The sequence below is a fragment of the Pseudomonas sp. Irchel 3E13 genome (assembly GCF_900187455.1).
In the GTDB taxonomy this organism is placed as follows: domain Bacteria; phylum Pseudomonadota; class Gammaproteobacteria; order Pseudomonadales; family Pseudomonadaceae; genus Aquipseudomonas.
The window spans coordinates 17,342-42,210 of the sequence record NZ_FYDX01000009.1 but is presented as its reverse complement, the minus strand read 5'-3'; the positions used below and the strand labels follow the sequence as shown (position 1 = coordinate 42,210).

The 24,869-nt window shown below is 62.5% G+C and carries 23 protein-coding genes; 5 read left to right on the top strand and 18 right to left on the bottom strand.

Annotated elements, in window-relative coordinates; genetic code table 11:
• Positions 1-11: 11 nt before the first annotated feature.
• The 11 genes from astB to acs form a co-directional block, all read right to left on the bottom strand.
• A complete protein-coding gene (gene astB, locus CKW37_RS16755) occupies positions 12-1,361 on the bottom strand; it encodes an N-succinylarginine dihydrolase (RefSeq protein WP_095156834.1) in 1,350 nt (449 codons plus the stop codon).
• A gap of 25 nt (positions 1,362-1,386) precedes the next feature.
• Positions 1,387-2,853 carry a succinylglutamate-semialdehyde dehydrogenase gene (gene astD / locus CKW37_RS16750; RefSeq protein ID WP_177454442.1) on the bottom strand — a complete coding sequence of 489 codons (1,467 nt, stop codon included), beginning with the start codon at positions 2,851-2,853 and terminating at the stop codon, positions 1,387-1,389.
• On the bottom strand, positions 2,850-3,875 hold the full coding sequence (astA, locus tag CKW37_RS16745; RefSeq protein ID WP_095156832.1) for an arginine N-succinyltransferase: 1,026 nt from the start codon (positions 3,873-3,875) through the stop codon (positions 2,850-2,852). Before astA ends, astD begins: the two co-directional genes overlap by 4 nt.
• A 72-nt stretch (positions 3,876-3,947) precedes the next feature.
• Complete coding sequence (gene aruF / locus CKW37_RS16740; RefSeq protein ID WP_095156831.1) at positions 3,948-4,967, bottom strand: arginine/ornithine succinyltransferase subunit alpha; 1,020 nt, start codon at positions 4,965-4,967, stop codon at positions 3,948-3,950.
• Positions 4,968-5,099: 132 nt separating this feature from the next.
• Positions 5,100-6,320 (bottom strand): aspartate aminotransferase family protein, encoded by a 1,221-nt coding sequence (locus tag CKW37_RS16735; RefSeq protein WP_095156830.1) that lies wholly within the window; start codon positions 6,318-6,320, stop codon positions 5,100-5,102.
• Between the two features lie 323 nt (positions 6,321-6,643).
• Positions 6,644-7,624: a transcriptional regulator ArgR gene (gene argR / locus CKW37_RS16730; protein ID WP_095156829.1), complete on the bottom strand. Its 981-nt coding sequence runs from the start codon at positions 7,622-7,624 to the stop codon at positions 6,644-6,646.
• A 135-nt stretch (positions 7,625-7,759) separates the two neighbouring features.
• Positions 7,760-8,524 carry an ABC transporter ATP-binding protein gene (locus CKW37_RS16725; RefSeq protein WP_095156828.1) on the bottom strand — a complete coding sequence of 255 codons (765 nt, stop codon included), beginning with the start codon at positions 8,522-8,524 and terminating at the stop codon, positions 7,760-7,762.
• A gap of 66 nt (positions 8,525-8,590) precedes the next feature.
• Entirely contained in the window at positions 8,591-9,289 is a 699-nt protein-coding gene (locus tag CKW37_RS16720; RefSeq protein ID WP_095156827.1) for an ABC transporter permease, read from the bottom strand.
• Positions 9,286-9,975, bottom strand: a complete 690-nt coding sequence (locus CKW37_RS16715; RefSeq protein WP_095157121.1) for an ABC transporter permease — start codon at positions 9,973-9,975, stop codon at positions 9,286-9,288. Before CKW37_RS16715 ends, CKW37_RS16720 begins: the two co-directional genes overlap by 4 nt.
• 89 nt (positions 9,976-10,064) lie before the next feature.
• Entirely contained in the window at positions 10,065-10,850 is a 786-nt protein-coding gene (locus CKW37_RS16710) for an ABC transporter substrate-binding protein (RefSeq protein WP_095156826.1), read from the bottom strand.
• A gap of 570 nt (positions 10,851-11,420) precedes the next feature.
• Entirely contained in the window at positions 11,421-13,376 is a 1,956-nt protein-coding gene (gene acs / locus CKW37_RS16705) for an acetate--CoA ligase (RefSeq protein ID WP_095156825.1), read from the bottom strand.
• A gap of 404 nt (positions 13,377-13,780) precedes the next feature.
• Here acs and CKW37_RS16700 point away from each other — a divergent pair, with 404 nt between their 5' ends.
• On the top strand, positions 13,781-14,041 hold the full coding sequence (locus CKW37_RS16700) for a DUF2790 domain-containing protein (protein WP_095156824.1): 261 nt from the start codon (positions 13,781-13,783) through the stop codon (positions 14,039-14,041).
• A 101-nt stretch (positions 14,042-14,142) separates the two neighbouring features.
• On the opposite strand, the gene CKW37_RS16695 is transcribed toward CKW37_RS16700, so the two are convergent.
• On the bottom strand, positions 14,143-15,702 hold the full coding sequence (locus CKW37_RS16695) for a sigma-54-dependent transcriptional regulator (protein WP_095156823.1): 1,560 nt from the start codon (positions 15,700-15,702) through the stop codon (positions 14,143-14,145).
• Between the two features lie 271 nt (positions 15,703-15,973).
• Between CKW37_RS16695 and phhA the strand changes: the two genes are divergently transcribed.
• The 4 genes from phhA to CKW37_RS33255 all read left to right on the top strand — a co-directional run bounded on the left by phhA (position 15,974) and on the right by CKW37_RS33255 (position 18,706).
• Entirely contained in the window at positions 15,974-16,762 is a 789-nt protein-coding gene (phhA, locus tag CKW37_RS16690) for a phenylalanine 4-monooxygenase (RefSeq protein WP_095156822.1), read from the top strand.
• Positions 16,763-16,804: 42 nt separating this feature from the next.
• Positions 16,805-17,161, top strand: coding sequence for a 4a-hydroxytetrahydrobiopterin dehydratase (locus CKW37_RS16685; RefSeq protein WP_095156821.1), 357 nt, complete (start codon positions 16,805-16,807; stop codon positions 17,159-17,161).
• Positions 17,158-18,354 carry an amino acid aminotransferase gene (locus CKW37_RS16680; RefSeq protein ID WP_256587791.1) on the top strand — a complete coding sequence of 399 codons (1,197 nt, stop codon included), beginning with the start codon at positions 17,158-17,160 and terminating at the stop codon, positions 18,352-18,354. Before CKW37_RS16685 ends, CKW37_RS16680 begins: the two co-directional genes overlap by 4 nt.
• A 220-nt stretch (positions 18,355-18,574) precedes the next feature.
• A complete protein-coding gene (locus CKW37_RS33255) occupies positions 18,575-18,706 on the top strand; it encodes a hypothetical protein (protein WP_256587790.1) in 132 nt (43 codons plus the stop codon).
• 69 nt (positions 18,707-18,775) lie between these two features.
• Here the strand turns inward: CKW37_RS33255 and cysC are convergent, their stop codons facing one another.
• From cysC to CKW37_RS16650, 6 genes are all read right to left on the bottom strand, one after another.
• Positions 18,776-19,384 carry an adenylyl-sulfate kinase gene (gene cysC / locus CKW37_RS16675; protein WP_095156820.1) on the bottom strand — a complete coding sequence of 203 codons (609 nt, stop codon included), beginning with the start codon at positions 19,382-19,384 and terminating at the stop codon, positions 18,776-18,778.
• A 17-nt stretch (positions 19,385-19,401) separates the two neighbouring features.
• Entirely contained in the window at positions 19,402-19,815 is a 414-nt protein-coding gene (gene arfB, locus CKW37_RS16670; RefSeq protein WP_095156819.1) for an alternative ribosome rescue aminoacyl-tRNA hydrolase ArfB, read from the bottom strand.
• Between the two features lie 106 nt (positions 19,816-19,921).
• The gene (locus CKW37_RS16665; protein WP_095156818.1) at positions 19,922-21,337 is read right to left on the bottom strand and encodes an amino acid permease; all 1,416 of its coding nucleotides are present in this window, start codon (positions 21,335-21,337) and stop codon (positions 19,922-19,924) included.
• Between the two features lie 706 nt (positions 21,338-22,043).
• On the bottom strand, positions 22,044-23,102 hold the full coding sequence (gene rluB, locus CKW37_RS16660) for a 23S rRNA pseudouridine(2605) synthase RluB (protein ID WP_095156817.1): 1,059 nt from the start codon (positions 23,100-23,102) through the stop codon (positions 22,044-22,046).
• Positions 23,103-23,252: 150 nt separating this feature from the next.
• Positions 23,253-24,065 (bottom strand): SMC-Scp complex subunit ScpB, encoded by an 813-nt coding sequence (scpB, locus tag CKW37_RS16655; protein ID WP_095156816.1) that lies wholly within the window; start codon positions 24,063-24,065, stop codon positions 23,253-23,255.
• Between the two features lie 16 nt (positions 24,066-24,081).
• Positions 24,082-24,840, bottom strand: coding sequence for a ScpA family protein (locus CKW37_RS16650; protein ID WP_177454441.1), 759 nt, complete (start codon positions 24,838-24,840; stop codon positions 24,082-24,084).
• Between the last annotated feature and the right edge of the window lie 29 nt (positions 24,841-24,869).

Sequence of the window (24,869 nt, the reverse complement as noted above, 5' to 3'; positions counted from 1 at the left end):
CAAGTGCTCTTTCAGGGTTGGAGTTGGAACGGATAGACCGAGCCCAGTTGCAGAATCCGGGTCAGTTCATCCAGTGCCGTACGACACTCCGTCAGCAGTTGCGGATCGGCCAGGTCGCTTTCAACCAGGCGGTCGCGGTAGTGCTTGTCGACCCATTGGGTCAGGGTGTCGTACAACGGCGCCGTCATGATAACCCCTGGATTGACCGCCGCCAGTTCCGTTTCATTCAGGGCCACGCGCAGGCGCAGGCAAGCCGGACCACCACCGTTCTGCATGCTCTGCTTGAGGTCGAAGACGCGCACCTCGCTGATCGCACTGCCCTGGCCGGCCAGCGCCGACAGGTAAGCCCAGACCCGCTCGTTGTTACGGCACTCTTCCGGCACCACCAGCAGCATCGAACCGTCGTCGCGCGACAGCAACTGGCTGTTGAACAGGTAGGAACGCACCGCGTCCTCCACCGAAACCTGGGCTCGCGGCACGCAGATCGCCTTGAAGTCGCCGCCGCGCTTGGCCAGTTTGGCCTTCAGTTCAGCCAGTACCCGCTCGGTCTCGAGGAAGGCGTCCTCGTGGTAGAACAGCACTTCGCCGTTGCCGACCGCGATCACGTCGTTGTGGAACACGCCCTGGTCGATGACCGACGGATTCTGCTGAGCATAGACCACGCCGTCATCGCTCAAGCCATGCAGGCGGGCCACGGCCTGGGACGCTTCCAGAGTCTGCCGTGCCGGGTACTTCTGCGGCGCCGGAAAGCGAATGTCGAAGGCACTGCGACCGAAGACGAAGAATTCGACGCCCGGCTCACCGTAGGCACGGCAGAAGCGGGTGTGGTTGGCCGCGCCTTCATCGCCGAACTGCGCCACCGCCGGCAACGCGGCGTGGTGGGCGAAGTGTTGCTGGTTGGCGAACATGGCGCCCAGCACGCGACTGGTGGTCGGGTGCTCGATGCTGCGGTGGTACTTGCAGTTCAGGTTGGCGGCGGTGAAATGCACGCGGCCATCGGCGGTGTCGGCGCTCGGGCTGACCGTCGCGGCGTTGGCCACCCACATGCTCGATGCCGAGCAACTGGCGACCAGCAACGGCATGGCTTCTTTCGCCGCGCGCTGGATGACCTCGGCATCGCTACCGCTGAAGCCCAGGCGGCGCAGCGCTGCCACGTCCGGGCGCTCCTGCGGGGCCAGCACGCCTTGCTTGAAGCCCATGTCGGCCAGCGCTTTCATCTTCGCCAGGCCCTGACGCGCCGCTTCACGCGGGTTCGAGCCCTGCTGGCTGTTGCTCTGCGAGGCAACGTTGCCGTAGGACAGGCCGCCGTAGTTGTGCGTCGGTCCGACCAGACCATCAAAATTCACTTCAAACGATTTCATCGGCTAAGGCTCCGTGAACCTGTTGTTATAGGGCGACGCCGGGCGTCAGCGTGGCAGGCAGGACAAGGCTCGCGGTTTCCAGCGAAGCCACCGGGTAGGCACAGTAATCCGCCGCGTAATAGGCACTGGCGCGGTGGTTGCCGCTGGCGCCGACGCCACCGAACGGCGCGCTGCTGGCGGCGCCGGTCAGTTGTTTGTTCCAGTTGACGATACCGGCGCGGCTTTCCAGCCAGAACTGCTGGTAGCGCGCATGGGAGTCCGACAACAAACCCGCGGCGAGGCCGTACTGGGTGTTGTTGGCCTCGGCGATGGCCGCCGGGAAATCGCTGTAGCGGATCACTTGCAGCAGCGGGCCGAAGAACTCTTCGTCCGGGCGATCGGCCACGGCGCTGACATCGAGAATGCCCGGGGTCAGCAACGCGGCGCCGGCTTGCGGCTGGGTCATTTCCAGCAACGCGGTGGCGCCGTTGGCCAGCAGGTGCGCCTGGGCATCCACCAAGGCCTTGGCCGCCGCCAGGGAAACCACCGAGCCCATGAACGGTGCGGGCTGCTGGTCGAAGGCACCGACCGAGATGTTCTTGCTCACGTCCACCAAACGCGCCAGCAGCGTGTCGCCCCAGGCGCCTTGCGGCACCAGCAGGCGGCGGGCGCAGGTGCAGCGCTGGCCGGCGGAGATGAACGCGGACTGGATGATGGTGTAGACCGCGGCGTCCAGGTCCTTGACCTCGTCCACCACCAGCGGGTTGTTGCCGCCCATCTCCAGGGCGAGGATTTTGTCCGGGCGACCGGCGAATTGTTGGTGCAACAGGTTGCCGGTACGGCTGGAGCCGGTGAAGAACAGGCCGTCGATGCCGGGATTGGCAGCCAGGGCCACGCCGGTTTCCCGCGCGCCCTGCACCAGGTTGAGCACCCCCGCCGGCAAGCCGGCGTCGTTCCAGCACTTGACCGTCAGTTCGGCGACCTTGGGCGTCAGTTCGCTCGGCTTGAACACCACGGCGTTACCCGCCAGCAGTGCCGGCACGATGTGACCGTTGGGCAGGTGGCCCGGGAAGTTGTAAGGACCGAACACCGCTACCACACCATGCGGCTTGTGGCGCAAGACGGCGGTGGCGTCGGCCAGAGGGCCGCTTTTCTCGCCGGTACGTTCGCGGTAGCTCTGCACCGAGATCGCCACCTTGTTGACCATGCTGGTCACTTCGGTCGCGGATTCCCACAGCGGCTTGCCGGTTTCCTCACCGATGCAACGGGCCAGTTCGTCAGCGTTGGCCTTGAGTTGCGCGGCGAAGGCCTCCAGCACAGCGATGCGCATGTCCAGCGACTGCCGAGCCCAGCCCGGGAACGCCTGGCGAGCGGCCGCAACGGCCTGCTCGACCTGCTCCGCGCTGGCGCCCTGTCCTTTCCAGACCACGGCCTGACTGACCGGGTCCAGCGATTCAAGGGTCTCGCCCTGACCGGCCAGCCATTGGCCTGCGATGTAGTGAGTGCTCATTATTTGGCCTCCCGGGCAGCGGACAGCGGCACCGCGCGAACCTGGTCGCCAACGCTCAGGCGCAGGCGCTTGGCGGTCTGTGGATCGACCACCAGGGTGCCGGCCGCCAGGCGGGCGGGTGCCGCGGCGATGCGGCAGTCTTCACGCTTGCGGTTGTGGATGATGTAAGGGGTGGCATCGTCGCCCGGCGTACCGACGGCCAGTACCAGGGACTGGCTGTCCTGGACCGCGCGGATCTTGCTGGTCTGGCACTCGATGGCCGGGCCGGCGTCGAAGATGTCGACGTAGCCCTGGTAACTGAAACCTTCGCTCTTGAGCATCGCCAGCGCTGGCTCGGTATCGCTGTGGACGCGTCCGATAACGCTGCGCGCCGCTTCCGAGAGGAAGCAGGTATAGAGCGGGAACTTGGGCATCAGCTCGGCGATAAAGGCCTTGTTGCCGACGCCGGTGAGGTAGTCGGCCTGGCTGAACTCCATTTTGAAGAAGTGCCGGCCCAGGCTTTCCCAGAACGGCGAACGGCCCAGTTCATCGGACATGCCGCGCATTTCGGCGATGATCTTGTTGCCGAACAGGTCGGGGAATTCGGCGATGAACAGCATCCGCGCCTTGGACAGCAGACGGCCATTCAGGCCGCTGCGGCTGTCGGCCCGCAGGAACAGCGAGCACAGCTCGGAGTTGCCGGTCAGGTCGTTGGCCAGGAACAGCGTCGGGATCTCCCGATAGATGTTCAGCTCCTGAGAAGCGCTGACGGTCAGGCCGACCCGGTAGTTGTACCAAGGCTCGCGCAGGCCGACGGCACCGGCGATGGCGGAAATGCCCACGACCACGCCGTCGTCGTTTTCCAGCACGAACAGGTAGTCCGCGTCGGCACGCTCGGCCTCGCCGCGAAAGGTCTTCTCGGCCCAGCCGACTCGGTGGGCCAGGCGCTCTTCGTTGGCCGGCAAGGTGGTCAGGCCGGTGCCGGTGCTGCGCGCCAGCTCGATCAGCGCCGGTAGGTCGCTGCTGCGTACGGGACGAACGATCATGCTATCTCCTCGGGCAGGCGCCTGCTGGCACCTGCGAAACTCGGCCGAATTCTTGGTATCAGAACCGCAGTATCAAACCGCGACCAGGCGCACGCTGGCGCCCTCGCCAACACCCAGCGCTTCCAGGGCGTCAGGGCTCAGGTGAACCGGTTTGCCCGGCACCCAGTCCAGTTCCAGCAGTACCGCGCGGTAATCCTGCAACTGGCCATTGGATACCAGGTACTGACGGCCGCCCTTGGTCGGCTGCTCCTGCAGCTTGACCGGTACGACCCGGCTCTGGGCAATCGAACGGATGCCGGACACCCGCGCGTGCAGGGTCGGGCCGCCGTCGAAAATGTCGATGTAATGGTCAGTCTCGAAGCCTTCGCGCATCAGGATGTCGAAGGTGATCTGCGCCCGCGGATGAACCTGGCCCATGGCCTCTTGCGCCTCGTCCGGCAGCAGTGGCACGTAGATCGGGTAATGCGGCATCAGCTCGGCGAGGAAGGTACGGCTCTTCAGGCCGCACAGGCGCTCGGCCTCGGCGTAATTGAGATCGAAGAAGTTGCGGCCGATGGCGTCCCAGAACGGCGAGTCGCCGTTCTCGTCGCTGTAGCCAACGATTTCGGTGACCACCGAATCGGCGAAACGCTCGGGATGGGCGGCCATGAACAGCAGACGGCCACGGGAATTCAGCTCGGCCCAGGCGCTGTTCACCAGTTCCGGCAGCACATAGAAGCTGGTCAGCAGGCTGTTGCCGGTCAGGTCATGGCATTGCGAGAGGACGTGGATCTTGTTGTGGATCTTCAGCTCGCGGGACGCATGCACGAAGGTCTCGTTGCGGAAGCTGTAGAACGGCTCGGAATAACCCGCCGAGGCGACGATGGCCGAACAGCCGACCAGCTTGCCGGTGGCGCTGTCTTCGAGGACGAAGAAGTAGCTCTCCTCGCCATTGAAGCTGACTTCGGCGGCGAACGAGGTCTCGGACGCGGCGATCTTGTCGCTCAGGCGACCGGCATCATCCGGCAGGGACGTGACACCAATGGGACTGTCCGCAGCCAGACGCTGTACTTCACCCAGGTCAGCCATTTGCGCGGGGCGCATCACCAGCATGGTGTCACTCCTTTCGGGTATACGGGCCGACAACGGTCGGCGCAAAAAAAGCGGCGTGTGCACACCAGGCACAGGCCACATGAAATCGGTTCGCTGGCCAGTGACGGCCAGCGACGGGACAGCGGAGGCTTATCAGGCCTTGGTCAGCTTGGCGGCAGCGCGCTCAAAACGGTCCAGACCTTCATCGATGTCGGCATCTTCGACCACCAGGCTCGGGGCGAAACGCACCACATCCGGGCCGGCCTGCAGGACCATCAGGCCCTCTTGCTCAGCAGCGTTGAACACGTCCTTGGCCTTGCCTTTCCAGGCCTCGGTCAGCACGCAGCCGATCAGCAGGCCGCGACCGCGCACCAGGCTGAACAGGCCGTATTTCTCACCGATCTGCTCAAGGCGGGACTTGAAGCGCTCGTGCTTGGCTTTGACGCCGTCCAGCACTTCAGGGGTGTTGACGATGTCCAGCACGGCGTTGGCGACGGCGCAGCCCAGCGGGTTGCCGCCGTAAGTGGTGCCGTGGGTGCCGACGGCCAGGTGCTTGGCCAGGTCGTCGGTGGTCAGGATCGCGCCGATCGGGAAACCGCCGCCCAGGCTCTTGGCGCTGGAGAGGATGTCCGGGGTCACGCCGTAGTGCATGTAGGCATACAGCTCGCCGGTACGGCCAACGCCGGTCTGCACTTCGTCGAAGATCAGCAGCGCGTTGTGCTTGTCGCACAGTTCGCGGGCGCCTTGCAGGTAGGCCTTGTCGGCCGGGACCACACCGCTCTCGCCCTGGATCGGCTCGATCACGACGGCGCAGGTCTTGTCGGAAATCTGCGCTTTCAGCGCTTCCAGGTCGTTGTACGGCACATGGCTGATACCGGTGATCTTCGGGCCGAAGCCGTCGGAGTACTTCGGCTGGCCGCCGACGCTCACGGTGAACAGGGTGCGACCGTGGAAGCTGTTGACGGTGGCGATGATCTCGTTCTTTTCAGGACCGAAACGGTCGTGGGCAACGCGACGGGCCAGCTTGAACGCGGCCTCGTTGGCCTCGGCGCCGGAGTTGCAGAAGAACGCGCGGTCGGCGAAGGTCGCGTCGACCAGCTTGCGGGCCAGACGCAGGGCCGGCTCGTTGGTGAACACGTTGGACACATGCCACAGTTTGTTGGCCTGTTCGGTCAGTGCTGCGACCAGTGCCGGATGGGCATGCCCCAGAACGTTTACGGCGATGCCGCCAGCGAAATCGATCAGCTCGCGGCCCGACTGGTCCCAGACTCGGGAACCGGCGCCACGCACGGGAATGAACGCTGCTGGCGCATAGTTGGGAACCATTACCTGGTCGAAATCGGCGCGTTGCACCGGAGCTTGCTCAACGGACATCGGAGTCTCCTGAAGAGGAACGCCTGCCTGGAACTGGCGAGCGATGGGGGGATTGTAAGGAGAGATGAACACTCGGCCTTGCCGCCAAGCGACAACTTCTTATAGCGCCAAACCCTGTTTTTCCAAGGCTTTCGGCAATGCGACAAATAGGGTCGCAAAGGCGCAGTTTAAACGGTGCGGGGTGCTGACGGGGAGAAGCGATGCGGGGGATTGAGGGTTTTTCTACGGGGAGATGACCAGGCGGTCATGGGGGTGGGGCGATTGGAGGATAAGGGGGGCTGTTCCGGGCTCATCGCTGGCAAGCCAGCGATGAGGCCTGACGCTCACCCCCGCTCGGCAGGCACCGAGGACAATTCGAACGGCGAGCTGCTGCGGCGCTGGTTGCGGTCTTCCCGCGGGGTGGCGCCGAAGAAATTGCGGTACGCGCTGGAGAAGTGGGGGCCGGAGGAGAAGCCGCAGGACAAGCCGATCTGAATGATCGACTTGCTGGTCTGCATCAGCATCTGCCGTGCCTTGTTCAGGCGCAGTTCCAGGTAATACTGGCTCGGCACGCGGTTCAGGTACTGCTTGAAGATCCGCTCCAGTTGCCGACGCGACACACAGACATGCTGGGCAATTTCATCAGTGGTCAGCGGCTCTTCGATATTGGCTTCCATCAGCAGCACGGCCTGGGTCAGCTTCGGATGGCTGGAGCCAAGACGGTTCTGCAGGGGAATGCGCTGACGCTCGCCGCCTTCGCGGATGCGCTCCACCACCAGTTCCTCGGACACCGCGCCAGCCAGCTCGGCGCCGTGATCCCGCGCCAGCACCGCGAGCAGGAGGTCCACCACCGACATGCCACCACAGGCAGTCAGGCGATCACGGTCCCAGTCGAACAGGTGACTGGTGGCGATCACCTTGGGGAAACGCTCGGAAAAATCATCCTGCCAGCGCCAGTGCACCGCGGCGCGGTAGCCATCCAGCAAACCAAGCTGCGCCAGCGGATAGACCCCCGCCGACAAGCCGCCCACCACGCAACCGGAACGCACCAGTTGCTTGAGCGCCCCGGCCAGCGCCGCGCCAACCGTCACCGGCGGTTCATCGGCCAGCAAAAACAGCTTCTGGCAGTTTTCCAGGCGCCCGGTCCATGGCTCGCCCGGCAGGCGCCAGTCACCTTCGACCGGGGCTTCGGCCTGGAGAAAGGCCAATTCGTAGGTCACGTCCGGGTGCACCTTCTGCGCCACCCGCAGCACCTCTTCGGCCAGCGCAAGGGTCAGCGCCTTGGTGCTGGGCCAGATGAGAAAACCGATTCGCTGGTTGGTCATAAGGTGCGGTCCGAAACCTGAAGTGAGTCTGACGCCCGTCACTGTAGACGGGCGGGATAATGCCTGGTGCAGGCTGCGCGGGTGGCGCAGCATGACCTATTTTGGTGCAAAGCGGCAGCTTGGTGAGCCACCGGCTTACTTCAGGCTGCCCGAAAGGAACTGCTGCAGACGCTCGGACTGTGGATTGACCAGCACTTCACGCGGGTTGCCGGTTTCTTCCACCAGCCCCTTGTGCAGGAACACCAGTTGGTTGGAAACCTCACGGGCGAAGCCCATTTCATGGGTCACCACCACCATGGTCCGACCTTCCTGGGCCAGCGACTGCATGACCTTGAGGACATCGCCCACCAGCTCCGGGTCGAGCGCCGAGGTCGGCTCGTCGAACAGCATCACCTCCGGCTCCATCGCCAGGGCACGAGCGATCGCCACGCGCTGCTGCTCGCCGCCGGACATGTGGCCAGGATAGGCGTCCTTGCGATGGGCGACGCCGACCTTGGCCAGGTAATGCTCGGCCTTTTCCAGCGCGTCTTTCTTGCTCATGCCGAGCACGTGCACCGGCGCTTCGATGATGTTTTCCAGCGCGGTCATGTGCGACCACAGGTTGAAGTGCTGGAACACCATCGACAGCCGCGAACGCATGCGCTGCAACTGCTTAGGATCAGCGGCCTTGAGCGCGCCGTCCTTGTTCGGCACCAGCTTGAGCTCTTCGTTGTTGAGCAGGATCTTGCCGGCGTGCGGCTGCTCCAGCAGGTTGATGCAGCGCAGGAAAGTACTTTTGCCAGAACCGCTGGAGCCGATGATGCTGATCACGTCACCGGCCTTGGCGGCCAGCGATACACCCTTGAGCACTTCATGGCTGCCATAGCGTTTATGCAGGTCTTGGACTTCGAGTTTGTACATGCTGTCGGTTCTCACAAAGCGTTCAGTCGTGAACACACGCCAAGGGCGAAAAATTAGCCGCGGGCCTCAGCCCTTGCGCGGCGCCAGGTAGCCGAGCCAGCGGCGTTCGGCAAGCTTGAACAGGTGGACCAGGATGAACGTCAGGCACAGGTAGAACACGCCGGCGGTGATATACGCCTCGAACGGCAGGTAGAACTGGGCGTTGACGGTCCGCGCCGCACCGGTGATATCGATCAGGGTGACGCTCGAGGCCAGGCTGGTGGTCTGCAGCATCATGATCACTTCGTTGCTGTACTGCGGCAGCGCCCGGCGCAGGGCCGAGGGCAGCAGGATCCGGCGGTACATCTTGTAGCGCGACATGCCGACCGCCTTGGCCGCCTCGATCTCACCGTGCGGCGTGGCCTTGAGGCTGCCGGCGATGATTTCCGCGGTGTAGGCGCTGGTGTTGATGGCGAACGCCAGGCAGGCACAGAACGTGGCGCTGGACAGCCATGGCCAGAGGAAGCTTTCCCGCACCGCCTGGAACTGGGCCAGCCCGTAGTAGATAAGGAAAAGCTGCACCAGCATTGGCGTCCCGCGGATCACATAGGTGTAGAGCCAGGCGGTGAAGTTCACCACCGGCTGCTTCGACACCCGCATCAGACCCAGCGGGATTGCCGACAGCAGACCGAACAACAGGGAAATCGCCAACAGCTTGAGCGTGGTCAACAGGCCGCCGAAGTACAGCGGCAGGGCTTCCCAGATGACGTTGTAGTCGAAAATCATAGTTCAGCCGCCTTTACGCCAACCGAGTAGCGTTTTTCCAGGTAACGCAGGGCCAGCAACGAGACACTGGTGATCACCAGGTACAACGCCGCCACTGCCAGGTAGAAGGTGAAGGGTTCGCGGGTGGCATCGGCTGCCTGCTTGGCCTTGAACATCATGTCCTGCAGGCCGACCAACGAGATCAGCGCCGTGGCCTTGGTCAGGACCAGCCAGTTGTTGGTGAAACCGGGGATCGCCAGGCGGATCATCTGCGGCACCAGCACCCGGAAGAAAATCTGCAGGTTACTCATGCCATAGGCCATGCCGGCTTCGGCCTGCCCCTTGGGAATGGCCATGAACGCGCCGCGGAAGGTTTCCGACAGGTAGGCACCGAAGATGAAGCCCAGGGTGCCGATACCCGCCATCAGCGGATTGAGGTCGATGTAATCGTTGTAGCCCAGCAGCGGCGCCACGCGATTGAGAAGATCCTGGCCACCGTAGAAGATCAGCAGGATCAGGACCAGATCGGGAATGCCGCGAATCACCGTGGCATAAAGATCGCCCAGCCAGGCCAGCCAGCGCACGGGCGACAGACGCAGGGCGACACCGATAAGGCCGAGTACGATGGCCAGGGCCATGGACGACAAGGCGAGCTGTAGCGTCAGCCACACTCCATCGAGGATGACTGCCCCGTAGCCTTTCAACATGATGAGGTCCTCGACCTTAGGGATGAAAAAATGGTGCAAGCCTCAGCGCTTCTGCTGCTTGCACCATCGAACAGGTGGAACGACGACGGTTACTTGCTTTCCGGGCCGTAGATATCAAAGTTGAAGTACTTGTCCTGGATCTCTTTGTACTTGCCGCTGGCGCGAATACCGGCGATGGCGGCGTTGATGCGCTCCAGGTTTTCCTTGTCGCCCTTGCGTACGGCGATGCCGATGCCGTCACCGAAGTATTTCGAGTCGGTGAAGGCCGGGCCTACGAAGCTGTAGCCCTTGCCGGCGTCTGTCTTCAGGAAACCGTCTTCGAGAAGCGTAGCATCGGCCACGGTGCCATCCAGACGGCCCGCGGTGATGTCCAGGTAGATTTCGTTCTGGGTGCCGTAAGGAACGATGGTGGCGCCTTTCGGAGCGAAAACTTCCTTGGCGAAGCGGTCGTGGATCGAGCCGCGCTGCACACCGATTTTCTTGCCTTGCAGTTCGCTCAGGCCTTCGCTGACAGCGGTGCCGTCCTTCATGACCAGGCGAGCCGGGGTCAGGTAGTAGCGGTTGGTGAAATCAACCGACTTCTTGCGGTCTTCGGTGATCGACATGGACGACAGGATGGCGTCGATCTTGCGGACCTTCAGGGCCGGGATCAGGCCGTCGAATTCCTGCTCGACCCAGGTGCACTTGACCTTCATCTCGGCGCACAGGGCGTTGCCGATGTCGTAGTCGAAGCCAACGATGCTGCCATCCGGCGCTTTCGACGCGAAGGGTGGGTAAGCGGCCTCGATGCCGATTTTCAGCGGTTTTTCGTCAGCCAGCGATGCCAGGGAAAACACGGATAGCGCCAGTGCGCCAAGCAGTGCGAGTTTTTTCATCTGGGAACTCCAATCGGTAAAGGGCAATGCCAGGCAGTTCGACTGCCCACTATGCGAATGAGTACAACGCAGAGCTGCGCGGGGCCTGACCACCGGTCCGGTGCCACGAGCGAGTGATCGGCATTTTAACGACAGCTCGGAAGCCGATATTTCTTCAAAGCGACAAGTAGTTACAGAAGCGCCGGAAGAATGGCCGGGGGATATTGACAGTTTTCGGGGAATATGCAAAAGCGAAAAACAAATAACCTGTAACCAAAGCAATAACCGGGCCCATTATTGGCAAAGCCTTGTATCACGGCAAGCCCAGCCGTTTGAGTGTCGGAAATTTCATGAAATAGCGCACCAATAACGCACATTCACGTTTCCTATTGCCCCGTTTTTGTACGAATGCAGTGACAGAAGGGTTACCGATGAAAGTCGAAGTAACAAAAAACCCAAGGCCCCGCGCAGCGCATGCTGGCGGGGCCTTGGGTTTTCTTCGAAAGATCGCGGGGCAAGCCACGTCCGGGAGGTACTACACAGCTCCTCCGCGGAGCGACTGCTGGCTTACCCTGCGAAACACTCGGCGCTTCAGGCGGCGCTCATGGTCTTGTGGGTCTCGACCAGATGCGCCACGACACCCGGATCGGCCAGGGTGGAGATGTCGCCCAGTGCGTCGTACTCGGCCGTGGCGATCTTGCGCAGGATACGGCGCATGATCTTGCCCGAACGGGTCTTCGGCAGGCCCGGCGCCCACTGGATGACGTCTGGCGAAGCGATCGGACCGATCTCCTTGCGCACCCAGTTTTTCAGTTCCAGGCGCAGCGCCTCGGTCGGCTCCTCGCCACCATTGAGGGTGACGTAGACGTAGATGCCCTGCCCCTTGATGTCGTGCGGCACACCGACCACCGCCGCTTCGGCGACTTTCGGGTGGGCAACCATGGCGCTTTCGATCTCGGCGGTGCCCATGCGGTGACCGGAAACGTTAAGCACGTCGTCGACACGGCCGGTGATCCAGTAGTAGCCGTCTTCGTCGCGACGGGCACCGTCACCGGTGAAGTACATGCCGCGGAACGTCTTGAAGTAGGTATCGACGAAGCGGTCGTGGTCGCCGTACAGCGAACGCGCCTGGCCCGGCCACGAATCGAGAATCACCAGGTTGCCTTCGGCGGCGCCCTCGATCAGGTTGCCCAGGTTGTCCACCAGCGCCGGCACCACGCCGAAGAACGGACGGGTCGCCGAGCCTGGCTTCAGTGCGGTGGCGCCTGGCAGCGGGCTGATCAGCACGCCGCCGGTTTCGGTCTGCCACCAGGTGTCGACGATCGGGCAACGCTCTTTGCCGACCGCCTGGTGGTACCAGTTCCAGGCTTCCGGGTTGATCGGCTCGCCGACCGACCCCAGCAGGCGCAGGCTGGAGCCATCGGCACCGGCAACAGCGGCCTGACCTTCGGCCATCATGGCGCGGATGGCGGTCGGCGCGGTGTAGAGGATGTTGACCTTGTGCTTGTCGATGATCTTCGACACGCGGGTGATATCCGGGTAGTTCGGCACGCCTTCGAACAGCAGGGTGGTCGCGCCGTTGGCCAGCGGGCCGTAGACGATGTAGCTGTGGCCGGTGACCCAGCCGACGTCGGCGGTGCACCAGTAGACTTCGCCCGGACGGTAGTCGAATACGCGCTCATGGGTCATGGCGGCGTAGACCAGGTAACCGCCGGTGGTGTGCAGCACGCCCTTCGGTTTGCCGGTGGAACCGGAGGTGTAGAGGATGAACAGCGCTTCTTCGGCACCCATTTCTTTCGGGGCGCAGACGCTGCCGGCAACCTTCATCAGGTCTTCGTACCAGATGTCACGGTGCTGGTTCCACTTGATGTCGGAACCGGTGCGCTTGCACACGATGACTTTCTGGATGCTGTTGGTTTCAGGGTTGGTCAGCGCGTCATCGACGTTGGCTTTCAACGGCGTGCGGCGACCGCCACGCAGGCCTTCATCGGCGGTGATCACCACCTTGGATTTGCAGTCGATGATGCGACCGGCCAGGGCTTCCGGCGAGAAGCCGCCGAAGACCACGGAGTGGATCGCACCGATACGGGCGCAGGCCAGCATGGCGACCACGGCCTCGGGGATCATCGGCATGTAGATGGTTACCACGTCGCCGCGGTGAACGTCCTGGCCACGCAGGGCGTTGGCGAATTTGCAGACTTGCTCGTGCAGTTCGCGGTAGGTGATGTTGCGGTGTTCGGAAGGGTCGTCGCCTTCCCAGATGATTGCGAGCTGATCGCCACGCTCGGCCAGATGACGGTCCAGGCAGTTGTAGGAAACGTTCAGGGTGCCATCGGCGAACCACTTGATATCGACGTGGTGGTCGTCGAACGAGGTCTGCTTGACCTTGGTAAACGGCTTGATCCAGTCGAGGCGCTGAGCCTGCTCACGCCAGAAGCCATCCGGGTTGATCACCGACTTCTGATACATGGCCTTGTAGGTAGCCTCGTCAGTCAGGGTATTCGCCGCAACCTCGGGACGAACGGGGTACAGGGAAGCCGCACTCATCTTTTTTACCTCGGTGTAATAGTTGTTTTTGTATGACCTTGTTTTAACTGTAACAGAGCCTCTCAGGCCATTCGACGTTGGTAGTAACAGGGCGGTCTTTTCGGCCACCACATGGCCGGAACCGCTCTAGAACGGGCATCGATCTCTAATCCCAAAGAAACAAAAGGCCTGCCGAGGGCGATTGTTACAAAATTTGCCAACAGTGTTTATCAAAACACCGACTGTTTCAGTTTCATGCCCCGCCCTAAAATTCACCTCGCCAGCAACGGCAACGCGATTAACTTCAGGTAACAGCCCCCACGAAGGCACGTTAATCCCGAGATAACTTTCCGCTTTTACTTTGCTGCAACGTAGCGCCACAAGCGCTACGCCCCCTCTTTCGACCCTGGACAGGTAAATTGAAGATGAAAGCTTTACTGGTATTGGCACTCGGTAGTTTTTGCGCAGCGGCCATGGCCGACGAAGTTGCAAACTCCACCGCCGAGCAGATCCCGGTTGAACAGTACAGTTACTCGCAACATCTGGACATCGCCAAAGTCATTTCGATGAGCGAGATCCCGAACGTCTGCGAAGTGGTTCCAGCCCGCATGACCTATGAAGACTCCCAAGGCCAGAAGCACATCCTCGAATACCGTGTCATGGGTAACGGTTGCTCTAACGGCTAATCAACCTTGCGTGGCTGTCGCGCCTCTTTTACCCAAAAGAGGCGCCACGCCCTGATAACACGCCCTTAATAAAACTCTCGCCTTTTTTATAGTTCCGCGAATTATTCGCCGGACTTTCCAATTGCATAATCACGCAACTTGTTGGCAATGGTTGTATGGGAAACGCCCAGCCGTTTACCCAATGCCCGACTGGTTGGATAGTCGCTCTGCAAACATTCCAGCACTGCCTTTTCAAATCGTCCGACAATTTGCGCCAGATCGCCTTCCAGGGAGAACTCACCCAATGGCTGGCGGGCGCCGTAGTCCGGCAGACGAATATGTTCAGACTTGACCACCCCGCCCTCGCAAAGCGAAACCGCCTGGAACAGCACGTTCTCCAGTTGCCGGACATTGCCCGGCCAGTGGTACTGGCTCAACCGTTCCAGCGCCGCCGGCGCCAGGCGCGGCAAGGGGCAACCGATCTGCCGGCTGGCCTGATCGAGGAAGTGCTCCACCAGCGGCGGCAGGCCATCAAGGCATTCGCGCAGCGGCGGAATGTGCAGCGACAAGACATTGAGGCGGTGATAGAGGTCCTGGCGGAATTCGCCACGGGCACAGAGTTCGGACAAATCCACCTGGGTCGCACAGATTACCCGTACATCCAGGTAAACCTCTTCGTCGCTGCCCACGCGGCGGAAGCAGCCGTCCTGCAGGAAGCGCAGCAACTTCACCTGCAAACGCGGACTCATCTCATCGACACCATCGAGAAACAGCGTGCCGCCCGCTGTCAGTTCCAGCAGGCCCAGCTTGCCTTCGGCGCGCGCGCCCTCGAACGCGCCAGGGCCATAACCGAACAACTCGGTCTCGGCCATCGACTCAGGCAACCCGGCGCAATTCAGCGCCATCAACGGCGCTTGCCCCCGCGGGCTGGCGAGGTGACAGGCCCGGGCCAGCAGCTCCTTGCCGGTGCCGGTTTCGCCTTCGATCAGCAGCGGCGCGTCCAGCGGCGCCATGCGCCGTGCCTCGCGCACCACGGCAGCCATCACCCGCGAACTCTGGAAGATGCTGTCGAACCCACGCAGTTCCTGCTTGCGCACGTTGTAGATGCGCTCGCCGATACGGTCGGCGCGGTGCAGGGTCAACACCGCGCCGGCCAGCGCCTCGCTGTCATCGTGCTCGGATTGCAGCGGCGCGATATCCGCCAGGAACACATCGCCCTTGACCTTGACCCGCAACCCATTGATCCGCGACTTGTTGGCCCGCACCAGTTCCGGCAGGTCGAAATCCTCGGCATAGCGCGACAGCGGAATACCCGGCACCTCATCGACCCGCACCCCGAGCAACTGCGCCGCCGCACGGTTGGCGGCAACGATCGAGCCGCCCATGTCGATCGACAGCACCGGGAAATCCAGCGCGCCAAGCAGCGCATTCAACTCCATGTGCCGACGCTCGCTCGGCATCAGACCCACGCGCTTGACTCCGAAGACCCCGGTGATCGCCTCGAATTTCGCTCGCAGCGCCTGGAATTGCAGGTTGATCAGGTTCGGGCAGTGCAAATAGATGGCGTTGCCATGCTCGCCGCCCACCTCGCCCCGAGCCACGTTGATGCCATAGGCCACCAGCAGGTTGAGGATGTCTCGGAGAATGCCGATGCGGTTCTGGCAATGCACTTTGATACGCATGAAAGGTCCTACAAAGCAGTGAGACCGACGATTTTTCTGCTTGAGCGCCGGAAAATTTGTAAATAATACGTTACAAAAATCGGCTTTCACAGGGTCATAGGGCCGCGATTTTGCGGATCCCGCCCTGATTCGTAAAATCTGCGTTACAAAAACCGCCTGCTGGCGCGGGTCTTCCTCTACGCGGGTAGCTGAAAAATTCAAAGCCAGCGGCTATCTCTAAGGGCACGGCGCAAGCCTTCAAAACAATAAGAGCCCTCATCAGGAGAGCAGCATGAAACAGACGCAATACGTGGCCCGTGAGCCCGATGCGCAAGGTTTTATCGATTACCCGCCGCAGGAACATGCGGTGTGGAACACCCTGATCACCCGGCAACTAAAGGTGATTGAGGGGCGCGCGTGCCAGGAATACCTGGACGGCATCGAACAGCTCAACCTGCCCCATGACCGCATCCCGCAGCTCTCCGAAATCAACGCGGTACTGGGCGCCACCACCGGCTGGCAAGTTGCCCGGGTGCCGGCGCTGATCCCCTTCCAGACCTTTTTCGAACTGCTGGCGAGCAAGCGCTTCCCGGTGGCGACCTTCATTCGCAGCGAAGAAGAACTCGACTACCTGCAAGAGCCGGACATCTTCCACGAGATCTTTGGCCACTGCCCGCTGCTGACCAACCCGTGGTTCGCCGAATTCACCCACACCTACGGCAAGCTCGGCCTGGCCGCCACCAAGGAACAGCGCGTGTACCTCGCCCGCCTGTACTGGATGACCATCGAGTTCGGCCTGATCGATACGCCGCAAGGCCGCAGGATCTACGGCGGCGGCATCCTGTCCTCGCCGAAAGAGACGGTCTACAGTCTCTCCGACGAGCCCGAACACCAGCCATTCAGCCCGCTGGAAGCGATGCGCACGCCTTACCGCATCGATATCCTCCAGCCGGTCTACTTTGCCCTGCCGAGCCTCAAGCGCCTGTTCGACCTGGCGCACGAAGACATCATGGGCATCGTCGCGCAGGCCATGCAGCTCGGCCTGCACGCGCCGAAATTTCCACCCAAGGCGGCCGCCTGAGCCGCCCTGTACACCTATAACAATCCACTTGCGGAAAACTTTATGAACGCCTTGAACCAAGCCCACTGCGAAGCCTGCCGTGCCGACGCGCCGAAAGTCAGCGACGACGAACTGCCAGGACTGATCGCGCAGATCCCTGACTGGAACATCGAAGTCCGCGACGGGATCATGCAGTTGGAAAAAGTCTTCCTGTTCAAGAATTTCAAGCACGCCCTGGCCTTCACCAATGCCGTCGGCGAAATCTCCGAAGCCGAAGGCCATCACCCAGGCCTGCTGACCGAGTGGGGCAAAGTCACCGTCACCTGGTGGAGCCACTCGATCAAGGGCCTGCACCGTAACGACTTCATCATGGCCGCGCGCACCGACGAGGTCGCCCAGACCGCCGAAGGCCGCAAGTGAAGCACTTCGAGGCCATCACCCGGGTTCCGGGTGACCCGATCCTCGGCCTCATGGAGGCCTACGCCAAGGACAGCAACCCCGCCAAGTTCGACCTGGGTGTCGGCGTGTTCAAGGACGCCCAGGGCCTGACGCCAGTACCGGCGGCGGTCAAACAGGCGGAGCAGCGTCTTGTCGATCGGCAGGCCAGCAAGAGTTATGTCGGCGGACACGGCGATGCCGCGTTCGGCCGGCTGCTCTGCGAACTGGTGCTGGGCAGCGCCTCGTCGTTGCTGGCGGAACAACGCGTCGGCGCCACCCAGACCCCGGGCGGCACCGGCGCCCTGCGCCTGGCCGCGGAATTCGCCCGGCAGTGTCTGCCGGGCCGCGGTATCTGGCTCAGCGACCCGACCTGGCCGATCCACGAAACCATCTTCGCCAGCGCCGGCCTGGCGGTCAGCCACTATCCCTATGTGGGCGCGGATAACCGCCTGAACGTCGCCGGCATGCTCGCCGCGCTGGAAAAGGCGCCGGAGGGCGATATCGTCCTGCTGCACGCCTGCTGCCACAACCCGACCGGTTTCGACTTGTCGCGGGAAGACTGGCAGGCGGTACTGGACGTGGTGCGCCGCCGCTCGCTGCTGCCCCTGATCGACTTCGCCTACCAGGGCTTCAGCGACGGGCTGGAAGAAGACGCCTGGGCCGTGCGGCTGTTTGCCGCCGAACTGCCCGAGTTGCTGATCACCAGTTCCTGCTCGAAGAACTTCGGCCTCTACCGCGAACGCACCGGCGCCCTGCTGGTGTGCAGCCACGATGCGCAGAAGTTGCTGGATGTGCGCAGCCAGTTGGCGTTTATCGCCCGTAACCTGTGGTCCACCCCGCCGGACCATGGCGCGGCGGTGGTCGCGGAGATTCTCGGCGACCCGGCGCTGAAAAGCCTGTGGATCGAAGAAGTCGAGTCCATGCGCCAGCGGATCGCCCGGCTGCGGGTCGGCCTGGTGGACGCGCTGGCGCCGCACGGGCTAAGTGAGCGGTTTGCCCATATTGCCGAGCAGCGCGGGATGTTTTCCTACACCGGATTGTCGCCACAGCAAGTGGCGGCGTTGCGGGAACGGCACAGCATCTACATGGTGAGCACCGGGCGGGCGAACGTCGCCGGCGCAGATGAAGCCAGGCTGGACGTGCTGGCGGCGGCGATCGCGGACGTCTGCGGCTAAGGCCGTTTGCGCGTTACCAAGGCATCGCAAGACAAGCTCGCTCCTGCGCCAGCACAAGCCGCAGGGGCGGGCTTCACAGCTCAAATGTCGTAATTTTCCTACCAAACAGCAGGAAAATTCATTCTGTCACTCAGACTGCTGTATTCTGCCCCCGGCTTCCCAGGAGCCACACGCGCAATCGCGTAATCTTTCAACTATCGAACTTGCGAGGAACGACGAGATGCATGAAATCCCGAATCTTCCCTTCCCAAGCCTGAACCCCGTCGAACAGACGCCCGCCACTCACAGCGCCGAAACAGCCCAAGCGGCTGAACAACACGGCGACGAAAACCCGAGCGCCGACCAGGAATAACCGCGCACTACAGGACGTGTGAAAACCTCGGTTACCGGGGGACAACCTCACCAACCGGTTTTCACACGCTCAAGAACAACGTTCCCCGCCTTCTCCGCCGCGCACCCGCGCCAGCAGAATCTCCATGCAACGCTCCAGCGACAGGCTGTCGGTATTCAGCGCCTCGTCCGGCGCCGGCGGTGCTTCGTAGGGATCGTCGATCCCGGTAAACCCGCTCAACACCCCCGCCCGCGCCTTGCGATACAGCCCCTTGGGATCACGCCCCTCGCACACATCCAGCGGCGCACTGACATGGATTTCGTGGAAGCGCTCGGCGCCAATGATGTCCCGCGCCCTATCGCGATCACGTCGGTAGGGCGAAATGAACGCGGCCATCACCACCAGCCCGGCATCGTTCATCAAGCGCGCCACCTCCGCCACGCGACGGATATTTTCCGTCCGGCTGTGGGCATCGAAGCCCAGGTCGCTGCACAAGCCATGGCGGATGTTGTCGCCATCCAGCACGCAGCAGGCAATGCCCTGCCCGACCAGCAAGCGCTCCATGGCAAAAGCCAGGGTGCTCTTGCCCGAACCGCTGAAGCCGGTGAACCAGAGCGTCAGCGGGCGCTGGCCGTTGGCGTTGCGGGTGGCAGGATCGAGCGCGGTCGGCTGCCAGGTCAGATTCCGTTCAGAAGCCATGAGTGTCCTTTCGCGTATCAGTAGTCGATTTTTCCGCGGCCTGCCTTGATTGCCCCACGCTTGCTCTTGGTGTCCAGGCGCCGGGTCTTCGAACCCAGGGTCGGACGCGTGGGACGCCGCGCCTTTTCCACCTTCACTGCCGCGAGAATCAGCTCGCGCAAGCGCTCGAGAGCGTCGGCGCGGTTCTGTTCCTGGGTGCGGTGTTGTTGGGCCTTGATCACGATCACACCGTCGCGGGTGATCCGGCTGTCGCTGACCTGCAGCAGGCGTTCCTTGTAGAACGGCGGCAGCGATGATGCCTGACTGTCGAAGCGCAGGTGCACGGCGCTGGAGACCTTGTTGACGTTCTGCCCGCCCGCGCCTTGCGCGCGGATGGCATTCAACTCGATTTCTTCGTCGGGAATGTGGACGGTGTTGGAGAGGACAAGCATGGAAACGCCCAGTTGGGTGGCTGGGCGTCAGGATACTCGGTGTTGTCGGTTTTGGGGCTGCTCGCGAGCAAGCTCGCGCCTACAACAGCCCCCTGGACGCCCTGACTTACTTGACCGCCGCGCTCACGGCCGAAGCGGACGCGGAGCGCTTGCTCTTGAGCACATAGCCCACCCACATCACCAGCAACCAGACCGGAATCGCATACACCGAATTCTGGATGCCCGGGATCAGCAGCATGATGCCGAGGATCAGCACCACGAACGCCAGGCAGAGGTAGTTGCCATAGGGGTACCACAGCGCCTTGAACAGCGACTTCTGGCCAGTGCGGTCCATGTGCTGACGGAATTTCAGGTGCGAGTAGCTGATCATCGCCCAGTTGATCACCAGCGCCGCGACCACCAGCGACATCAGCATTTCCAGCGCGTGCTGCGGCATGAAGTAGTTGAGCAGCACCGCCACCAGGGTCACCGCCGCCGAGGCCAGGATCGAACGCACCGGCACACCGCGCTTGTCGATCTTCGCCAGGCCTGCCGGGGCATCGCCCTGCTCGGCCATGCCGTAGAGCATGCGGGCGTTGCAGTAAGTGCCGCTGTTGTACACCGACAGCGCCGCGGTCAAGACCACGAAGTTAAGGATGTGCGCCGCGGTGTTGCTGCCCAGCATCGAGAACACGTGGACGAACGGGCTGCCGCTATAGGAACCGCCGGACGCATCGATGTTGGCCACCAGGCTGTTCCACGGGGTCAGCGACAGCAGCACGACCAGGGCACCGATGTAGAAAATCAGGATGCGGTAGATGACCTGGTTGATCGCTTTCGGGATCACGGTCTTCGGCTTGTCGGCCTCGGCTGCGGTGAAGCCGAGCATTTCCAGGCCACCGAAGGAGAACATGATGATCGCCAGGGCCATGACCAGGCCGCTGACCCCGTTGGGGAAGAACCCGCCGTGTTCCCAGAGGTTGCTGACGGAGGCTTCCGGGCCGCCGCTGCCGCTGACCAGCATGTAGCTGCCCAGGGCGATCATGCCGACGATGGCCAGGACCTTGATGATGGCGAACCAGAACTCGGCCTCGCCGAACACTTTCACGTTGGCCAGGTTGATCGCGTTGATCAGGATGAAGAACGCCGCGGCCGAGGCCCAGGTCGGGATCTCCGGCCACCAGTAATGAACGTACTTGCCGACCGCGGTCAGTTCGGACATGCCCACGAGGATGTACAACATCCAGCAGTTCCAGCCCGACAGGAAGCCGGCGAAACCGCCCCAGTATTTGTGCGCAAAGTGGCTGAAGGAGCCGGCGACTGGCTCTTCGACGATCATCTCGCCAAGCTGGCGCATGATCATGAAGGCGATGAAGCCGCAAATGGCGTAACCGAGGATCATCGACGGACCGGCCGATTTCATCACCCCGGCCGAACCGAGGAACAGTCCGGTTCCGATTGCACCGCCAAGGGCGATCAACTGGATGTGGCGATTTTTCAGGCCGCGCTTGAGCTCACCTGAATGTGGGTTTTGTCCACTCATGAACGAAGTCACCTGTTGTTTTTATCTGTGACGGGATCGGACCCACCGCGCTCGTGGCGCAGCGGAATTGACAAGGGGTGGTTACCTTGGCGCTTGAAAACGGGCGGTTCGACACGGGCAATGGGGCCCGGTCGCTCAGCCTGGCATCAGCAAGGTTGCGTGGTACGCAATAGGGTCACAGGTAAAACGCGGCGCACTGTATACCCTTGCATTGACGCAGGGGTCAACACATCGCGTAACGTTCTGTTGACGGCACGCAGCGTTCCAGCGGGAGGAATGAAGCCTGGGAAAGTGAATGGCGTACATGGCGCCCTCCGTTCTTGTTGTTTTTTTCTGGCCCACTCTGCGGCGGGTCAGGCACATGGCAATGGCCCACATAACACCGTGCCACGGGGGCTGTAGCAAGGTGTTGACGCGAACGTAAAGCTGATCGAAGGGGGATTTTCGGCACGGAATGTTTACAAGAAAAAAGGCGCTGCGGATTGCCGGGAGAAGCGGCCCGGACTCGTAACAAATTATTTACAAGGTGGTTCAAAAAATTGCCAGGCAGAGAGTGCTCGGGTGGCCACTAGGGCCTTATCGCTGGCAAGCCAGCACCAGACTTTGATTTCGTAGACGCGTCAGTCAAGGCACCGCCTCCCCCCGGGAGTCCGTGAACAACCAAAAAAAAGCCAACCCGAAGGTTGGCTTTTTTCTTTCTCAGCCCTTACTCAGAGCGAGGCTTGCCACGACCACTACCGCCGCCACCCGGACGCTTCGGCGCGCCCGCCGGCTTGCGGCGTACATCGCTCGGGCGCTCGGCAACGGTGCTGCGGCCTTTGCGCGGGGAATCGTCACGCGGCTGGCGCGACGAACGCTCGGTGGCGCCCTCCTTCGCCGGACGCAGGGTCCGCACGCGCTCGCCACGGCCGACCGGCTTGCTGGATTTACGCTGCATGCGCTCCAGCTTGTCCTTGGTCTTGGCGTTCATCGCCGGCATCGCCACCGGGGTCAGGCCCACTTCGGCGGCCAGGATGTCGATTTCGCCCTGACTCATTTCGCGCCAGCGGCCCATCGGCAGGTCGGAATTGAGGAACACCGGACCGAAACGCACGCGCTTCAGGCGGCTGACCACCAGGCCCTGGGATTCCCACAGGCGGCGAACCTCACGGTTGCGGCCTTCCATCACCACGCAGTGATACCAGTGGTTGAAGCCTTCACCGCCCGGCGCCTGCTGGATATCGGTGAAGCGTGCCGGACCGTCTTCCAGCACGACGCCTTCCTTGAGGCGGGCGATCATGTCGTCATCGACTTCACCACGCACGCGCACGGCGTACTCGCGGTCCATCTCGTAGGACGGGTGCATCAAACGGTTGGCCAGCTCACCATCAGTGGTGAACAGCAGCAGGCCGGTGGTGTTGATGTCGAGGCGGCCGACGTTGATCCAACGGCCTTCTTTCGGCCGCGGCAGGCGGTCGAACACGGTCGGACGGCCTTCCGGGTCGTCACGGGTGCAGATCTCGCCGTCGGGCTTGTTGTACATGATGACGCGGCGTACGGCTTCGGCTTTTTCTTCGCGCTTGATCAGGCGACCGTCGACGGAAATGGCGTCGTGCAGGTCGACGCGCTGGCCGAGGGTGGAGACAACGCCGTTGACCTTGATGCGGCCTTCGCCGATCCAGGCTTCTACGTCACGGCGCGAACCCACGCCAATGCGCGCGAGTACTTTTTGCAGTTTTTCGCCGGACGGACGTGGCGGGCTGTCTTGCAGGTCTTGTTCACTCATCTGGGCACCTCCCGGTGTAGAGATTCAAATCTGGGTTTCTGGTGCGCCAAGCACCAAAAAGGTCGCGAATCATACGCTGATCCCGGCGCAAACGCATCAGAGCGTAGCGGTATATCGCCATCGGTGCCGCGCTTTGCGCCGGACGGTGGATCAGTCGCGGGATGCTTCGGGCAAAGCGTCGGGGCTGTCGTCGGTGTCCACCGCGTCATCCGCCGTCTCGCCAGGCGCTTCAGGCAGGTCACGCAGCAGGTCGTCGAAGTCGGTTTTCAAGCCTTCTTCCATCGCATCCAGCTCCACCAGCAAGGTGCGGAAGCTGGTTTCTTCCACCGGCGCCTCGCCATCAGGTTCGCCGCTGGCATCGGCCAAGGCCTGCAAATGCGCGGGCACCGGCAGGTCGTCCAGGTCCATCGGCGGCATCGGCGCCGGCTCCATTTCCCGCAGTTCAGCGAGGGAGGGCAATTCGTCGAGGCTTTTCAGGTTGAAGTGGTCGAGGAAACCCTTGGTGGTGGCGAACATCGCTGGCCGGCCGGGCACTTCGCGGTAACCGACGATCCGCACCCACTCGCGCTCCAGCAGCGTCTTGACGATGTTGCTGTTGACCGCGACGCCACGCACATCCTCGATCTCGCCGCGGGTGATCGGCTGGCGATAGGCGATCAACGCCAGGGTCTCCAGCAATGCCCGGGAATAGCGCTGCGGACGCTCTTCCCACAACCGGCCGACCCACGGCGCGTAGGTCTCGCGAATCTGCAGGCGATAACCGGAAGCAACCTCCACCAGCTCGAAAGCCCGCCCGGCACAGGATGCCCGCAGCACTTCGAGGGCTTCCTTAAACACGCTGGAGTCAGGGCGCTCGGCTTCCTCGAACAACTCGAAAAGCCGCTCCAGCGATTGCGGTTTACCGGAGGCCAGGAGAAAGGCTTCGAGCAGGGGCGCCAGGTCGCGCGGGTCGTTCAGGTTCATGCGGTTGCTCTTGAATTCATTCTGCCCGGGCCCGGACGTGGATCGGCGCGAAGGGCTCATTCTGCACGAGTTCGACCAGCGATTCCTTGACCAGCTCAAGAATCGCCATGAAGGTCACCACCACGCCAAGCTTGCCCTCGTCCGCGGTGAACAGCTCGACGAACGGCACGAAGCCACCGCCCTTGAGGCGCTCAAGCACTTCGCTCATGCGCTCGCGGGTCGACAGCGCCTCACGGCTGATCTGGTGGCTTTCGAACAGATCACTGCGGCGCAACACCTCGGCCATGGACATCAGCACTTCTTCGATGCAGACATCCGGCAGCAGCTTGCGCGCCTTGGCCTGAGGGGCGTCGAGGCGCGGCACGATGATGTCGCGGCCGACCCGGCTCAGTTGGTCGATGTCCTCGGCGGCGGCCTTGAAGCGTTCGTACTCCTGCAGGCGACGAATCAACTCGGCGCGCGGGTCGTCTTCTTCTTGCTCGGCCTGCTCGGCCCGCGGCAGGAGCATGCGCGATTTGATCTCGGCCAGCATCGCCGCCATCACCAGGTACTCGGCGGCCAGTTCCAGGCGCACGGTCTTCATCAGCTCGACATAGCCCATGTACTGGCGGGTGATTTCCGCCACCGGGATATCGAGAATGTCGACGTTCTGCTTGCGGATCAGGTAGAGCAGCAGGTCCAACGGGCCCTCGAAGGCTTCGAGGAACACTTCAAGCGCGTCCGGCGGGATGTACAGGTCCACCGGCATTTCGGTCAGGGCCTGGCCATAGACCATGACCAGCGGCAGTTCCTGTTGGGCGCCGG

Coding starts and splice junctions, on each gene's coding strand:
- CKW37_RS16665 (WP_095156818.1), bottom strand. CDS start 21,337: ATGAGTGGACAAAACCCACATTCAGGTGAGCTCAAGCGCGGCCTGAAA.
- astA (WP_095156832.1), bottom strand. CDS start 3,875: ATGATCGTTCGTCCCGTACGCAGCAGCGACCTACCGGCGCTGATCGAG.
- CKW37_RS33255 (WP_256587790.1), top strand. CDS start 18,575: ATGCATGAAATCCCGAATCTTCCCTTCCCAAGCCTGAACCCCGTCGAA.
- phhA (WP_095156822.1), top strand. CDS start 15,974: ATGAAACAGACGCAATACGTGGCCCGTGAGCCCGATGCGCAAGGTTTT.
- CKW37_RS16715 (WP_095157121.1), bottom strand. CDS start 9,975: ATGTTGAAAGGCTACGGGGCAGTCATCCTCGATGGAGTGTGGCTGACG.
- CKW37_RS16710 (WP_095156826.1), bottom strand. CDS start 10,850: ATGAAAAAACTCGCACTGCTTGGCGCACTGGCGCTATCCGTGTTTTCC.
- rluB (WP_095156817.1), bottom strand. CDS start 23,102: ATGAGTGAACAAGACCTGCAAGACAGCCCGCCACGTCCGTCCGGCGAA.
- cysC (WP_095156820.1), bottom strand. CDS start 19,384: ATGGCTTCTGAACGGAATCTGACCTGGCAGCCGACCGCGCTCGATCCT.
- acs (WP_095156825.1), bottom strand. CDS start 13,376: ATGAGTGCGGCTTCCCTGTACCCCGTTCGTCCCGAGGTTGCGGCGAAT.
- astB (WP_095156834.1), bottom strand. CDS start 1,361: ATGAAATCGTTTGAAGTGAATTTTGATGGTCTGGTCGGACCGACGCAC.
- CKW37_RS16725 (WP_095156828.1), bottom strand. CDS start 8,524: ATGTACAAACTCGAAGTCCAAGACCTGCATAAACGCTATGGCAGCCAT.
- argR (WP_095156829.1), bottom strand. CDS start 7,624: ATGACCAACCAGCGAATCGGTTTTCTCATCTGGCCCAGCACCAAGGCG.
- CKW37_RS16720 (WP_095156827.1), bottom strand. CDS start 9,289: ATGATTTTCGACTACAACGTCATCTGGGAAGCCCTGCCGCTGTACTTC.
- CKW37_RS16650 (WP_177454441.1), bottom strand. CDS start 24,840: ATGGTCTATGGCCAGGCCCTGACCGAAATGCCGGTGGACCTGTACATC.
- CKW37_RS16735 (WP_095156830.1), bottom strand. CDS start 6,320: ATGTCCGTTGAGCAAGCTCCGGTGCAACGCGCCGATTTCGACCAGGTA.
- scpB (WP_095156816.1), bottom strand. CDS start 24,065: ATGAACCTGAACGACCCGCGCGACCTGGCGCCCCTGCTCGAAGCCTTT.
- aruF (WP_095156831.1), bottom strand. CDS start 4,967: ATGCTGGTGATGCGCCCCGCGCAAATGGCTGACCTGGGTGAAGTACAG.
- CKW37_RS16700 (WP_095156824.1), top strand. CDS start 13,781: ATGAAAGCTTTACTGGTATTGGCACTCGGTAGTTTTTGCGCAGCGGCC.
- CKW37_RS16695 (WP_095156823.1), bottom strand. CDS start 15,702: ATGCGTATCAAAGTGCATTGCCAGAACCGCATCGGCATTCTCCGAGAC.
- CKW37_RS16685 (WP_095156821.1), top strand. CDS start 16,805: ATGAACGCCTTGAACCAAGCCCACTGCGAAGCCTGCCGTGCCGACGCG.
- arfB (WP_095156819.1), bottom strand. CDS start 19,815: ATGCTTGTCCTCTCCAACACCGTCCACATTCCCGACGAAGAAATCGAG.